Consider the following 14,851-nt stretch of genomic DNA (forward strand, 5'->3'; position numbering starts at 1 on the left):
GCAATGTCCGGACTGGCGCGCCTGCCGCTTCATCACACTCAACGGGAGCGATTATGGCAACCATTCAAGTAGACGTCGTCAGCGCCGAAGCGCAGATCTTCTCCGGTCCGGCGCGCTTTGTGGCGCTGCCTGGCGAAGCCGGCGAACTGGGCATTTTGCCCGGCCACACGCCGCTGATCACGCGCATCAAGCCGGGCGCGGTGCGTATCGAGGACGAGGCAGGGAACGAGGACTTCGTCTTCGTGGCCGGCGGCATTCTCGAAGTGCAACCGGGTACGGTGACCGTGCTCGCGGATACCGCAATTCGCGGCAAGGATTTGGACGAGGCCAAGGCTGCCGAAGCCAAGCGCCGTGCCGAAGAAGCGCTGTCGAACAAGGATTCGAACATCGAGTATGCGACTGCCCAAGCCGAACTGGCCGAAGCCATCGCCCAACTCGCTGCGATCCAGAAGTTCCGCAAGGTGAAGTAACGCCGCATGGCTGCGGCGACGGCCTCATGGTCGGCGCTGTACGCCATGCTCGCCGTAGTGCAACGAAGGTCATCTTTGCAACGACCATCGCCACGCCGCGGCCAAAAGCCCCATGCATGCAAGTGCGTGGGGCTTTTGTTTTGTCCGCGCATGTCCGCCGCCCGGGGGCACCGCGTGCCCACCGCCCCGCGTATTCTTCGCCCAACTCAGGGCCATCCCCACTCGTGCCGTTGCCAGAATTCCGTTAACGTAAACGTCAAGTCAGCATCGCGCGCTATTGTTATGACTAGCGCCCCCGTCGCTCGATGAGACGACAACAGGCGGGCCATTCACGCGGGCGAGCGCCGGACATCAGCATTTCACCCCTTCAGCATTGCTTCAGGAGACAAGCGCATGGAAAGCCGGGAAGATTCGGGCGTTGTACCTCGTAATGGACTGTCGTATGTGAAGGGTGACACCACCATTCCGCTATCGACGTTGACGGTGTTCGGTCTGCTCGCCGAGACAGCGGCGAAGTATCCAGAGCGGCAGGCCGTCGTGTTCCGTGAGCAGGGCGTGGATTGGACGTGGCGGGAATTCATCGCGCATGTGGATACGTTTGCCTCCGGGCTGATGTCGTTGGGCCTGAAGCAGGGCGATCGCGTGGGCATCTGGTCGCCGAACCGTGTGGAGTGGCTGGTCACGCAGTTCGCCACGGCACGGATCGGTTTGATTCTGGTGAACATCAATCCGGCGTACCGGCTGGCCGAACTCGAATACGCGATCAACAAGGTCGGATGTAAAGCGCTCATCGCGGCGGAGTCCTTCAAGACGTCGCGGTATCTCGACATGCTCAACACGCTCGCGCCCGAGCTGGCAGAGAGTTCTCCCGGTCAACTGCACTCGGCGAAGCTGCCGACGCTGCGCACCGTCATTCGCATGGGCTCGGGCGTGACGCCGGGCATGATGAATTACAGCGACGTGGTCACGCTCGGTGCGGATGCCGATCTCGACGCGCTGCGCGAGATCACCGATGGGCTCGATTGCTTCGACGCCATCAATATCCAGTTCACGAGCGGTACCACCGGCAACCCGAAGGGCGCCACGCTCACGCATCACAACATCGTCAACAACGGCCGTTACATCGCCATGGCGATGCGCTTCTCGGAGCATGACAGCCTGTGCATTCCGGTGCCGTTCTACCACTGCTTTGGCATGGTCCTGGCAGTGCTCGCCTGCGTGTCGACCGGGGCGACGATGGTGTTCCCGGGCGAGGCGTTCGACCCGAAGGCGACGATGGCCGCGGTGTCGGAAGAGCGCTGCACCGCGTTGCACGGCGTGCCGACAATGTTCATCGCCCAGCTCGATCATCCGGACTTCGACATCTACCGGTTCGATACCTTGCGCACGGGCATCATGGCTGGCTCGCCGTGCCCGATCGAGACGATGAAGCGCGTGATCAGCCAAATGCACATGCACGAAGTTACGATTGCCTACGGCATGACGGAAACGAGTCCCGTGTCGTTCCAGACCACGACCACCGATCCGCTCGAGAAGCGCGTGACGACCGTCGGGCGCGTGCAGCCGCACCTCGAAGTGAAACTCGTGGATGCTGCCGGGGAGATCGTGCCGGTGGGCGAAAAGGGCGAACTTTGCACGAAGGGCTACTCGGTGATGCAGGGCTATTGGGACGACGAGCCGCGCACGCGTGAGGCGATCCGCGACGGCTGGATGCACACGGGCGATCTGGCCACGATCGACGAGGAAGGCTATTGCAATATCGTCGGCCGCGTAAAGGACATGCTCATTCGCGGGGGAGAGAACATCTACCCGCGCGAGATCGAGGAGTTCCTGTTCCGTCACCCGAAGGTGCAGGCGGTGCAGGTGTTCGGCGTGCCGGATGCGAAGTATGGCGAGGAAGTGTGCGCCTGGATCATTCTCAAACCGGGACAGAGCGCGACGGAAGACGATATCCGCGCCTTCTGCCAGGATCAGATCGCGCATTACAAGATTCCACGCTACATCCGCTTCGTGACCGAGATGCCGATGACGATCACGGGCAAGGTGCAGAAGTTCGTCATGCGCGAGCAGATGGTCGAATCGCTGGGACTGTCGGAAGCGAAGACAGCCTGACCGCCGCCGGGTCGGGGCCCGCGTGAATGGCGGGCCCTTGCTTATTTCTTGAGCGCGCCCGGGGGCAATGCCGTATGATTCGGGATTACCCTAGGTTTCGCGCCATGCCTGCCCACACCTTCCGCACGGTTTTCGTTCTCGGCATTCTGTCGGCCATCGGCTCGCTGTCGATCGACATGTATCTGCCCGCGCTGCCGAGCATTGCACGCGAATTGAATACGACGGACGCGGCAGCGCAATTCTCGCTGGCGTCGTTCTTTATTGGTCTCGGGCTGGGCCAGTTGCTGCACGGGCCGCTGGCCGACCGTTACGGGCGCAAGCGGCCGCTCTACGCCGGTCTGGCGCTCTATACCATCGCGTCGGCCGGTTGTGCGCTCGCCACGAATATCGAGACGCTGATTGTCTGTCGCTTCATTCAGGCGGTGGGCGGCTGCGCATGCTTTGTGATCGCCCGTGCGATGGCGCGCGACCTGTTTGACACGAGCACCGTGGCGCGTGTGCTGTCGCGCATGACGCTCATCATGGGCGCGGCCCCGATCCTCGCACCGCTGATCGGCGGGCAAGTCCTGCTGGTCGTCGGCTGGCGCTGGATCTTCTGGGGCCTGACGGTGTTCGGCGCGCTGTGTTTCGCGATGTCCGTCTATTGGCTGCCGGAGACGCGCGCGGCTGCAAAACAGGCTCGCCATTGGCTCGCTACGGCGTGGCACAACTACGGCGCACTCGTGCGCGACCGCGAATTCATGGGCAATGCGCTTGCGGGGGGCATCTCCCAGGCGGGGATGTTCGCCTACATCACCGGCTCGCCCTTCGTGTTCATCAATCTGTACGGCGTCGACCCTGCGCACTACGGCTGGCTTTTCGGGCTGAACGCGTGCGGCATCATTGCCGGCTCGCAGGTCAACGCCCACCTGTTGCGCAAGCGCCGTCCGGCCGATGTGCTGCGTCGAACCAACAATCTGGTCGCCGTGCTGGGATTGTTGATGCTGGCGGTGGCGGCGCTCAAGCTCGGTGGACTGGTCGGGTTGATGGTGCCGCTGTTCGCCTATGTCACGAGCCTCGGCTTTTCCCAGCCGAATGCGGTGGCCGAAGCGCTGAACCGGCAGCATCAACGCGCCGGGGCCGCATCGGCCCTGCTGGGCGCGCTGCAATTCCTCGCCGCCGCGAGCGCGGGGGCCGCGGTCGGTCTGATGCACGCCCGCTCGGCGGTGCCGATGGCGGCCGTTATGGCCGTGTGCGGTGTGCTGTCTTGGTGTCTCCACACGGTACTGATCCGCCGCGCGGCCCGGGCGTTGCCCCCCGCTGCCGGACCGGCTTGATCCCGCGCTACTTCGCCGCAAGTCGCGAACGCCGCCGCACCCGGCATCATCGAGTGTTGGAATCCCGCCACACTGGGAAGGGCGCGAAAGACACTCGAGCGCCAATGCCGAAGATTTTCGGGGAACCGATGCGCGAAATTGTCTTCCAATCCTGACATTCGATACGCGTCATGCCCACCTGTAACAGTTTGTAATTGGACTGTTCGTGCGCCGGCGCGATAGGCAAAGTGCGATGCATAGCCCTCCTGCAAAGCCCCCGGAAATTTTTTGCAAGAATGGCTAAAGTTCGGCACCCGCTTGCCGAAATACAGTCGAGTAGTAAAGCGCAGCTTCATGACGTCTTCGTGACGCTGACATGATTTCGCCACGATCGCTATCCCCAGGCGTATCGAAGGGGCCGCTTGCGCCCCGTCTGTAGGAAAAATTCCTACAAATAACTTCCGCTTTTCTCACCGCCCCACGTAGTTTTTCTCCGATTTCTTTATCTTTCGCCCTTGTCCACAATGCGAGGGACTAGGCAGTCGTACGCCAGATCCATCCATTGCGCCGGGGGGCCGCATGCGAAACAGCGAAACACTCAATGAGATTCGTGAATTGAATCTCTCTTATCTCGTCCTGGCTCAGCGCCTGATCCGTGAGGATCGTGCCGCGGCAATGTTCCGCATGGGGATCAGCGACCAACTGGCCGACGTGCTCGGCCGTCTCACATTGGCTCAACTCGTCAAATTCGCGGGGTCGAACCAGCTTCTGTGTCGATTTCGCTTCGACGACCACGTAATGCTGTCGAGTCTTACGCACAGTGCGAAAGACGTGGGTATGCAGCAGTCGCACGCTTCGATTCTGTTGGCGGGGCAACCCGTCGAGCAGATCGGCTAAGCACGCCACGCACGCTACGCCGCCCGGTGGGCGGCGCTTCGCGTGACTTGCCAGGAAGTTTGCCCATGCGTACCAAAAGCGTCGTTCTCGAGGCCCGTGAAATTCAGTTGGCCATCGAGCTGATTGAACTCGGCGCCCGCCTCCAGTTGTTGGAAGCTGAAACGAGCCTGAGCCGTGACCGGCTCATCAAACTCTACAAAGAACTCAAGGGGGCATCGCCGCCCAAGGGCATGCTGCCGTTCTCGACCGATTGGTTCGTGACGTGGTTGCCGAACATCCATTCGTCGCTTTTCCACAATATCTATCGCCACCTCGTGCAGCACGGCGGGTGCCAGGGCATCGAAGCCATCGTCAAGGCGTACCGCCTGTACATGGAGCACGTGGAGATGCATGACTGGGAAGCGGTGCTCGGGTTTACACGCGCGTGGACGCTCGTTCGCTTCTTCGACAGCAAGATGTTGCAAATGACGCCGTGCACGCGCTGCGGCGGACATTTCGTCACGCACGCCCATGAGCCGCATGGCCAGTACGTTTGCGGACTTTGCCAGCCCCCGTCGCGCGCCGGCAAGACCCGCAAGGCGAAGCATGCGCCCGCGGCCGATCTGGCGCCGGTCACTGAAACTTCTCCATTGGCCGCCTAGGCAAGCCTACGTCACGAGGTCGCACCCCCTACAGTTTCCCTGCGTGTCTGCCGTTAAGCCCTCTGAACAGGACGGACAATTTTCCGTAGACGTATTTTTGCGAGAGGTATCCGGCAGTGCTTGTCGTCATTGGTTACATCATCGTTCTGGCATCGGTCTTTGGCGGTTTCGTCATGGGCGGAGGCCACTTGGGCGCGCTGTTTCAGCCGACCGAGCTGCTGATCATCGGTGGCGCGGGCATCGGCTCGTTCGTGGTGGGCAACAACAGCAAGGCGATCAAGGCGACGATGAAGGCGCTGCCGATGCTGTTCAAGGGCTCGAAATACACCAAGGATCTGTACATGGAGCTGATGGCGCTCCTGTACGTGCTGCTCGCGAAAGCGCGCAAGGACGGCATGCTCGCCATCGAAGGCGACGTGGAAGACCCGGCATCGAGCCCGGTGTTCTCGCAATATCCGCGCATTCTCGGCGAGCCGCGCATCATGGAATTCCTCACCGACTACCTGCGCCTGATGGTCAGCGGCAACATGAACGCGTTCGAGATCGAGAACCTGATGGATCACGAAATCGAAACGTACCGTCATGAAGGCGAAGTCCCCGCGCACTGTCTGCAGAAGACGGGCGACGCCATGCCCGCTTTCGGTATCGTGGCGGCCGTGATGGGCGTGGTGCACACGATGGCGTCGGCCGACCAGCCGCCGGCGGTGTTGGGCGCGCTGATCGCCCAGGCCCTCGTGGGCACGTTCCTCGGCATTTTGCTCGCCTACGGCTTCATCTCGCCGCTGGCGCAGCTCATCGAACACCGCATCAACGAATCCGTGAAGCTCTACGAGTGCATCAAGGTCACGCTGCTCGCCAGCCTGAACGGTTACGCGCCGGCACTCTCGGTCGAGTTCGGCCGCAAGGTGCTGTATTCCACCGTCCGTCCGTCGTTCGCCGAGCTCGAAGAGCACGTGCGACAGGTCAAGGCACGCTGACGGGCCGCAGCAATGAGCGAGAAAGAAGAGCGGCCCATCATCGTCAAGCGCCGCGCGCGCAGCGCGCACGGCCATCACGGCGGCGCGTGGAAGATTGCGTACGCCGACTTCATGACGGCGATGATGGCGTTCTTCTTGCTGATGTGGCTGCTCAGTTCGGCGACGAGCAAGGAGCTGACGGGGATTGCCGAATACTTCCGCACGCCGCTCATGGTCGCGCTCTCCGGCGGACATAACGCGGCCGACAATAGCGGTGTCATTCCCGGTGGCGGCCCCGACACGACCCGCACCGACGGCCAGAAATCGCGCGGCGATCAAGCCAGATCGCGTCAGGCGATGTCGGCCGAGCTGGCCGAGCGGGCCGAAGCGCAGCGTTTGCGCGAACTCAAGGCGCGCATCGAGAAGGCAATCGAGAACAATCCTACGCTCAAGCAGTTCCGCAAGCAGTTGCTCATCGACGTGACGACCGAGGGCTTGCGCATTCAGATCGTGGACGACCAGAACCGGCCGATGTTCGCCAACGCGAGCGCGCAGGTGCAGCCGTATATGCGTGACATCCTGCGCGAGATCGGCAAGTCGCTCAACGACATGCCGAACCGCATCAGCCTGTCGGGCCACACCGATGCCACCGCCTACGCACAGGGCGACAAGAGCTACAGCAACTGGGAGTTGTCGGCCGATCGCGCGAACGCGTCGCGTCGCGAACTGATTGCCGGCGGTCTCGACGGCGAAAAGGTGCTGCGCGTGGTGGGCCTGGCGTCCACCGTGCCGCTCGATCGCGACAACGCGTACAACCCGATCAATCGCCGCATCAGCATCATCGTGCTCAATCGACGCGCAGAGCAGTCGGTCAAGCGCGAGGCCGACCAACCGACGATCGACGCAGCGAACGCCCGCGGCGCCGGCAGCGATGCCGTGAACGCCCTCATCAACGGCGAGCTGCCGGCACCGCCTGCTCCCCCGGCGGCACCCGACGCCGCTCTGCGATAACGGACAAGAGGAGACGCATGCAGGCCCTTCGCAACACGATTCTCGCCGTCGACGATTCTGCGTCGATGCGTCAGATACTGGCGGCCACGCTTGACGAGGCCGGCTACGCCGTGACGACTGCCCGCGACGGGCAGGAGGCCCTGGCGCTGGCGTCGAACGCGGCGTTCGATCTGGTGCTGACCGACCAGCACATGCCTGGCATGGACGGCCTGTCGCTCATTCGCGCGCTGCGCGAACTCGACACGTTTGCGCAAACGCCGATTCTGGTGCTCACCACCGAAGTCGACGGCGCGTACAAAGCCGCGGCGCGCGAAGCGGGCGCCAGCGGCTGGCTGATCAAACCGGTCGACCCCGAGGCATTGGTCGACGTAGTGGGCTCGCTCGTCGGCGAAGGCGCATGACGATGTCGTCGATGGCACAACCAAGTTAGGACGAGGAAATCGGTGGATATCACCCAGTTCTACCAGACCTTTTTCGATGAAGCGGAAGAGTTGCTCGCCGAGATGGAGCATCTTCTGCTCGCGCTCGATATCAATGCACCCGATAACGAGCAGCTCAATGCGATCTTCCGTGCGGCCCACTCGATCAAGGGCGGCGCCGCGACGTTCGGCTTCACCGCGCTCACCGAGACCACTCACCTGCTGGAAAACCTGCTGGACCGCGCGCGCCGCGGCGAATTGCAGTTGCGCACCGAGATGGTCGACACCTTCCTGGAAACCAAAGACGTGTTGCATCAACAGTTGAATGCCTACCGCGCCTCCAGTGAGCCCGATGCCGAGGCGATGAAGCGCATCTGCGCAGTGCTCCAGCAGCTCGCCGCGGAGGAAAGCGGCGCGCCTGCCCCTGCGGCCGCACCGGCTGCGCCGGTAGCCTCCGCAGCGCCAGCCGCGCCAGCCGCCCCCGAAGCCGCTGCCGGGCCGGCGACGGACGCGAGCGGCGCGCCCGCAAGCGCTGTCCCGCCGGGCCAGACGCGTCTGAAGGTCACGCTCACCGGCGTGGGCGAGAAGGACCAGACGTTGCTCGCGGAAGAACTGGGCAACCTGGGCGACGTGGCTGGCCGCCAGTCGAGCGGCGACACGCTGCACCTGTGGCTCGATACCACGTGCGGCGCCGACGACATTCTCGCGGTGTGCTGCTTCGTGATCGAGCCGTCGCAGATCGACGTGCAGGACGCGGCGACGGCGGCCGCGGCGATGGCCGCCGCGGCACCGGTCGAGCCGACGGTGGCCGCCCCGGTCCAGACCTCGGAAATCTTTGCTCCGGCGCCGGTCGTCGCGACACCGATCGAAGTGCCGGTCGCCGCCCCGGTGGCGGCGGCGGCCCAGGAGGCACCGGTGCCGCCGCCTGCGGCCGAGCCGATCATCGTGCCGCCTGAGGCGCCCGCCGCGCATGCCGGCGCTGGCGGTGGTGGCAATGGGGCGCATCCTCCGGCAGAGAAGCGCGTGGCCGCACCGGCAGGCGGCGCGGCCGGACACGAGAACAGTTCGATTCGCGTGGGCGTGGAGAAGGTCGATCAGCTCATCAACCTGGTGGGCGAGCTGGTGATTACGCAGGCGATGCTCGCGCAAACGGCGAGCAGCCTCGATCCGATGCTTCACGATCGCCTGTTCAACGGCATGGGCCAGCTCGAGCGCAATGCGCGCGACCTGCAAGAGGCCGTGATGTCCATCCGCATGATGCCGATGGATTACGTGTTCTCGCGCTTCCCGCGCCTGGTGCGCGACCTCGCGACCAAGCTGGGCAAGCAGATCGAACTCGTCACGTTCGGTCAGGCGACCGAACTCGACAAGAGCCTGATCGAGCGCATCATCGATCCGCTCACGCACCTCGTGCGCAACAGCCTCGATCACGGCATCGAGACGACGGAGCTGCGCCTGGCCTCGGGCAAGGACCCGGTCGGTCAGCTCGTGCTGTCCGCGGCGCATCAGGGCGGCAACATCGTGATCGAAGTGAGCGACGACGGCGCGGGCCTGCGTCGCGAAAAGATCCTTGCCAAGGCCCAGCAGCAGGGGCTGCCGGTCTCGGACTCGATGTCCGACGAAGACGTGTGGCAACTGATCTTCATGCCGGGCTTCTCCACCGCCGAGGCGATCACCGACGTGTCGGGCCGCGGCGTGGGCATGGACGTCGTCAAGCGCAACATCCAGCAGATGGGCGGGCACGTGGAGATTCTGTCCACGCGCGGCAAGGGCACCACGATCCGCATCGTGCTGCCGCTCACGCTCGCGATTCTCGACGGCATGTCCGTCAAGGTCGGACCGGAGATCTTCATTCTGCCGCTGAACTTCGTGATGGAGTCGCTGCAGCCGCGTCGCGACGACATTCGCGCCGTGACCGGCGAAGGTCAGGTCGTGCTGGTGCGCGGCGAGTACCTGCCGCTCGTCGAGCTTTACCGCGCGTTCGACGTGCCGGAGGCGCGCGCCGATCCCACGCAGGGCATCATCGTGATCCTTCAGGCCGAAGGCCGCCGCTTTGCGCTGCTCGTCGACGAACTGGTCGGTCAGCAGCAAGTCGTGGTGAAGAATCTCGAAACCAATTACCGCCGTATTCACGGTATTTCCGCCGCCACCATCATGGGTGACGGCAGTGTGGCATTGATCGTCGACGTGGCGGCGCTTCAGCGCGGCCAGCGCTCGGCGGCCGCCACCATCTTCAACTGAAGTCGGAGACGCGTCAGATGGACAACCTTTCGCAAGAACATGCCGTGTCGCGCCAGGGCGGCGCCATGCAGACCGATGGCGACGGTCAGGAGTTTCTGGTCTTCACGCTCGGTGACGAGGAATACGGCATCGACATTCTGAAGGTGCAGGAGATTCGCGGCTACGACGCGGTCACGCGCATCGCCAATGCGCCGGACTTCATCAAGGGCGTGATCAATCTGCGCGGCATCATCGTGCCGATCGTGGACATGCGGATCAAATTCCGTCTGGGCCGCGTCGAGTACAACACGCAAACGGTCGTGATCATTCTGAACGTGGCGGGCCGCGTGGTCGGCATGGTGGTCGACGGGGTCTCCGACGTGCTCACGCTCGCCCGTGGCGAAATCAAGCCGGCGCCGGAATTCGGCGCGCAACTGGCCACCGAGTACATCACCGGACTGGGCACCGTCGAAGGCCGCATGCTGATCCTGATGGACATCGAGAAGCTCATGACCAGCAGCGACATGGCGCTCATCGAGCGCCTGGCGAGCTGAGACCCGGCGCGCCACCCGACACGCCTGACACACCCGAGCCCCCCCGACCTGTCATTCACGGAGACCGAGCACGTGCGCAATAACCAGCCCGTCACCCAAAACGAATTCGTCATCGGCGAGCATCAGTACCTGATCTCACGGACGGATCTGAAGGGGCGGATCACGTATGCCAATCCCGCCTTCGTGGAGGTGAGCGGCTATTCGCGTGAAGAACTGCTGGGCGCACCGCACAACATCGTTCGCCATCCGGACATGCCGCCGGAAGCTTTCGGCGATCTGTGGGAGACGGTCAAGCGCGGCGATACGTGGACCGGGTTGGTCAAGAACCGCCGCAAGAACGGCGATTTCTACTGGGTGCTCGCAACGGTAACGCCGACGCTGGAAAACGGTGCCGTGGTGGGCTTCACGTCGGTGCGCGTGCGGCCGGCGGCAGGCACGACAGCGCAGGCCGAGACGGTCTACGCGCGCTTTCGCAGCGGGCAGGCCGGCAACTTGCGCATTCGCGGCGGTCAGGTCGAGCGCGGCGGATTCGCGGCGGTGGCGCGCAAGATCCGTCTGGACACGCTGCGCGCGCGGCTGACCGGGATCATCGTGCTCGGTGCGACGCTGTTGGCCGTGGTCGGCGGTCTGGGCCTCTGGGGGATGTCGAGCAGCAACGGAAAACTGCTGCGCGTCTATCAGCACGGCATGGTGCCGGTAAGTACACTGGCCGTCATCGGCCAGAAGCTCGACCGCGACGTCTTGCTCGTGGCCGAAGCGGTGGGCAGCCCCAACCTCGACGCGATGAAACGCGCGGGCGATGAGATCACGAGCAGCCTCGACGACATCAATCGCGAGTGGACCGAATACATGGCGTCGGTCGACCCGGACACGCGCGCACAAGCCGAGCGCTTCAACACGATTCGCCAGCGCTTTACGACCGACGGCCTGCAACAGACGGTCGAGATGCTCAAGGCCGGTTCGGCCGAAGGCGCCCAGCAGACGTATCTCGAAAAGGTGAAGCCGGCCTATGGCCCGATGCGTGACGAGCTCAATGTGCTCACGCGCCTTGAACTCACCCAGGCGACCGACCTGTATCAGCAATCGCAGAAAGCCCACACCTTCGTGCGTGCGGCCACCGTGATCGCGGTGATCGGCGGCATCATCCTCTTGTTCGTTCTCGGCAGCGTGCTACGTCGCGCGATCAATCACCCATTGCGCGTGGCGCTCTCGATGTCGAAGCAGATCGCGGCGGGCGACTTGACCGTCAAGGCGGAAGGCACGGGGCGCGACGAGATCGGCCAGTTGCTTTTCGGCCTCACCGTCATGAAGAACAGCCTGCTGTCCATCGTGTCGGACGTGCGCGAAGGCATCGAATCGATCAACGTGGCCTCGCACGAAATCGCGGCGGGCAACACCGATCTGTCGGCGCGTACGGAGCAGCAGGCGGCCTCGCTGGAAGAGACGGCGTCGTCGATGGAGCAGCTCACGGCCACGGTCAAACAGAACGCCGACAACGCCAAGCAGGCGAGCGTGCTGGCCGTGAACGCCTCTGAGATTGCCGCCCGCGGCGGCCGCGTGGTCGGCAACGTGGTCGACACGATGCACGGGATTTCGTCGAGTTCGCACAAGATTGTCGACATCATCAGCGTGATCGAAGGCATCGCGTTCCAGACCAACATCCTTGCGTTGAACGCGGCGGTGGAAGCGGCACGCGCGGGCGAACAGGGCCGCGGCTTTGCCGTGGTGGCCGGCGAAGTGCGCACGCTGGCGCAGCGCAGCGCGGCGGCGGCCAAGGAAATCAAGGTGCTGATCGAAGACTCGGTCGGGCGCGTGGAGAGCGGCTCGACGCTGGTGGCGCAGGCCGGTCAGACGATGGAGGAAATCGTGCAGGCGGTGCAGCGCGTGACCGACATCATGGGCGAGATCTCGGCGGCATCGAGCGAACAGTCGAGCGGCATCGAGCAGGTCAATCGCGCCGTGACGCAGATGGACGAAGTCACGCAGCAGAACGCGGCGCTCGTGGAAGAAGCGGCGGCGGCCGCCGGCTCGCTCGAAGATCAGGCGGGTCGCTTGCGCGACGCCGTGGCTGTATTCCGTGTCGGCGACGCCTTCAAGGCGGCAGCGGCGCACAGTACCACCGTGCATCACAGCGCCTCCGTGCAAGGCCAGCCGGAGGCCGCTACGTCGGTGGCCCCGGCGGTCTCGGCGGCCCGCGCGGCACCGGCACGGGCCAGCGCAGGCGGTGCTACGCGCACCGTCACGCGACGCCCGCAGTCACCGGCGCCGACGGCGCCCGCCGCCGCCGGCACGCCGGAGGACGCGCAGGTGCTGCAAATGGCCGCGCGTCGAGGCAAGGCGCCGGCGGGCGGATCGACCGGATCGACGTCGAGCGCAAACGCGAGCGATTCGGGCGAGTGGGAAGAATTCTGACGGGTCGGTAATTCGGATAGTTGAGATGGATACACCGGCCGCAGGCCGGTCTTCACGAGGTAGAGATCGTTATGTTTAAGAATGTCACCATCCGGGCACGGCTGACGCTGGCGCTGGGACTCTTCATGGTGCTGCTGGTCGTCGGCGCCGCGGCGGGTCTCCTCTCGCTGCAACAAAGCAATGCGTCGCTGCGCGATATCTACAGGAACGACATGGCGTCGTCGCGCTCCCTCGCACAGACGACGATTTCCACCCTGTCGGCTCGCGTGACGCTCTCGCGCATCGAGTTCATTGCCGATCCGACCGAGATCAAGACGGCAATCGAGCGCGTCCGTCAGAACCTCAAGGCGGCAGACGACGCGTGGGGCGCTTACGCGGCGAAGCCCATGTCCGACAGCGAAAAGCCGTTGGCCGATGCAGTGATCTCCGCCCGTGGCAAGGTGGTCAACGAGGGCATCGTGCCCGCACTCAAGGCCATTGAGTCGGGCGATATCCCGGACTTCCACGCCAAGACGGTCATGGACGTGCCGCGCCTCTTCTCCGATTACACCAAGGCGATGGTGGCGTTGGCCGACTTGCAGAACAAGACTGCCGAGAACCGCTACCTGGCCGCCCAGGCGCGTTACACGCTGGTGATGTGGCTGGTCGGCATCGGCCTGGTCATCGGCCTGCTCGTGGGCATCATCACGCAGATCACGCTCACGCGCGCCGTCGTCGGCCCCATCGACGACGCCATCAAGCATTTCGAGAGGATCGCGGGCGGCGACCTGACGCAGCGCATCGAAGTGTGGAACGACACCGAAACCGGGCGTCTATTCAAGGGCGTGAAGCATATGCAGGACAGCCTCGTGCGCACGGTGACGGAGGTCCGCTCGGGCACCGAGTCGATCACCTCGGCCGCGCAGCAGATTGCCGCGGGCAACACCGATCTGTCGGCACGCACCGAACAGCAGGCCGCGTCGCTCGAAGAGACGGCGTCGTCGATGGAGCAGCTCACCGCGACCGTCAAGCAGAACGCGGACAACGCGCGCCAGGCGAGCCAGCTTGCCGTGAACGCGTCGGACATCGCCGCACGCGGCGGCGAAGTGGTGGGCCGCGTGGTCGGCACGATGCAGGGCATCTCGACCAGCTCGAGCAAGATCGTCGACATCATCAGCGTAATCGACGGGATTGCCTTTCAGACCAACATTCTGGCGCTGAATGCGGCGGTGGAAGCCGCGCGCGCCGGTGAACAGGGCCGTGGTTTCGCGGTGGTGGCGGGCGAAGTGCGCACGCTGGCGCAGCGCAGTGCGGCGGCGGCCAAGGAAATCAAGGAACTGATCGAAGACTCCTCCCACAAGGTCCAGGACGGCTCCTCGCTCGTCGAACAAGCCGGTCAGACGATGGAAGAGATCGTGCAGGCGGTCAAGCGCGTGACCGACATCATGGGCGAGATCTCGGCGGCATCGAGCGAGCAATCGGGCGGCATCGAACAGGTCAATCGCGCCGTCACGCAGATGGACGAAGTCACGCAGCAGAACGCGGCGCTTGTGGAAGAAGCCGCGGCCGCGGCCGGCTCGCTCGAAGAGCAGGCCAATCGTCTGAAGACGGTCGTCTCGGTGTTCCGTCTGGACGCCAGTCAGGCGGCGTCCAGCCACACGGCGCCGACGCTCGCGGCCGCACCGGTGGTCCGCCCCGTTGCAAAGAAGGTGAAGGCGACGGCGCCCGCTGCGTCCGCACCGACGTCAGCGGTGGCCCCGAAGGCCGCGCCCGCCGCGCCGCGCAGACCGGCACCGGCGGCGGCTGCCCCTGCGGCAAGCGCCCGCACCGGCACGGATGACGCCAGCGGCGACTGGGAGACCTTCTGATCGCGCGTCGCGCGCGC

12 protein-coding genes are annotated in these 14,851 nt (G+C 64.4%); all 12 read left to right on the plus strand.

Going from position 1 to position 14,851, the window contains the following annotated elements; genetic code table 11:
* Positions 1–53: 53 nt before the first annotated feature.
* Positions 54–470, plus strand: a complete 417-nt coding sequence (locus PanNE5_RS07490; RefSeq protein WP_017233814.1) for a F0F1 ATP synthase subunit epsilon — start codon at positions 54–56, stop codon at positions 468–470.
* Positions 471–863: 393 nt separating this feature from the next.
* On the plus strand, positions 864–2,582 hold the full coding sequence (locus PanNE5_RS07495) for an AMP-binding protein (protein ID WP_261939556.1): 1,719 nt from the start codon (positions 864–866) through the stop codon (positions 2,580–2,582).
* A gap of 104 nt (positions 2,583–2,686) precedes the next feature.
* Positions 2,687–3,898: a Bcr/CflA family multidrug efflux MFS transporter gene (locus PanNE5_RS07500; RefSeq protein WP_017233812.1), complete on the plus strand. Its 1,212-nt coding sequence runs from the start codon at positions 2,687–2,689 to the stop codon at positions 3,896–3,898.
* Between the two features lie 558 nt (positions 3,899–4,456).
* Positions 4,457–4,774: a flagellar transcriptional regulator FlhD gene (gene flhD / locus PanNE5_RS07505; protein WP_017233811.1), complete on the plus strand. Its 318-nt coding sequence runs from the start codon at positions 4,457–4,459 to the stop codon at positions 4,772–4,774.
* Positions 4,775–4,839: 65 nt separating this feature from the next.
* The gene (gene flhC / locus PanNE5_RS07510) at positions 4,840–5,415 is read left to right on the plus strand and encodes a flagellar transcriptional regulator FlhC (RefSeq protein WP_017233810.1); all 576 of its coding nucleotides are present in this window, start codon (positions 4,840–4,842) and stop codon (positions 5,413–5,415) included.
* A gap of 173 nt (positions 5,416–5,588) precedes the next feature.
* Positions 5,589–6,392, plus strand: a complete 804-nt coding sequence (gene motA, locus PanNE5_RS07515) for a flagellar motor stator protein MotA (protein WP_370364046.1) — start codon at positions 5,589–5,591, stop codon at positions 6,390–6,392.
* A 12-nt stretch (positions 6,393–6,404) separates the two neighbouring features.
* Positions 6,405–7,382, plus strand: coding sequence for a flagellar motor protein MotB (gene motB / locus PanNE5_RS07520; RefSeq protein WP_017233808.1), 978 nt, complete (start codon positions 6,405–6,407; stop codon positions 7,380–7,382).
* Positions 7,383–7,399: 17 nt separating this feature from the next.
* Positions 7,400–7,783 (plus strand): response regulator, encoded by a 384-nt coding sequence (locus PanNE5_RS07525; RefSeq protein WP_017233807.1) that lies wholly within the window; start codon positions 7,400–7,402, stop codon positions 7,781–7,783.
* A gap of 42 nt (positions 7,784–7,825) precedes the next feature.
* Positions 7,826–10,042 (plus strand): chemotaxis protein CheA, encoded by a 2,217-nt coding sequence (gene cheA, locus PanNE5_RS07530; protein WP_261939557.1) that lies wholly within the window; start codon positions 7,826–7,828, stop codon positions 10,040–10,042.
* A 17-nt stretch (positions 10,043–10,059) separates the two neighbouring features.
* Positions 10,060–10,575: a chemotaxis protein CheW gene (locus tag PanNE5_RS07535; RefSeq protein ID WP_017231684.1), complete on the plus strand. Its 516-nt coding sequence runs from the start codon at positions 10,060–10,062 to the stop codon at positions 10,573–10,575.
* Between the two features lie 72 nt (positions 10,576–10,647).
* Entirely contained in the window at positions 10,648–12,987 is a 2,340-nt protein-coding gene (locus PanNE5_RS22935; protein ID WP_315973469.1) for a PAS domain-containing methyl-accepting chemotaxis protein, read from the plus strand.
* A gap of 71 nt (positions 12,988–13,058) precedes the next feature.
* The gene (locus tag PanNE5_RS22940) at positions 13,059–14,834 is read left to right on the plus strand and encodes a methyl-accepting chemotaxis protein (protein ID WP_315973470.1); all 1,776 of its coding nucleotides are present in this window, start codon (positions 13,059–13,061) and stop codon (positions 14,832–14,834) included.
* Positions 14,835–14,851 lie beyond the last annotated feature (17 nt).

The organism is Pandoraea sp. NE5 (genome assembly GCF_024363545.1).
In the GTDB taxonomy this organism is placed as follows: domain Bacteria; phylum Pseudomonadota; class Gammaproteobacteria; order Burkholderiales; family Burkholderiaceae; genus Pandoraea; species Pandoraea cepalis.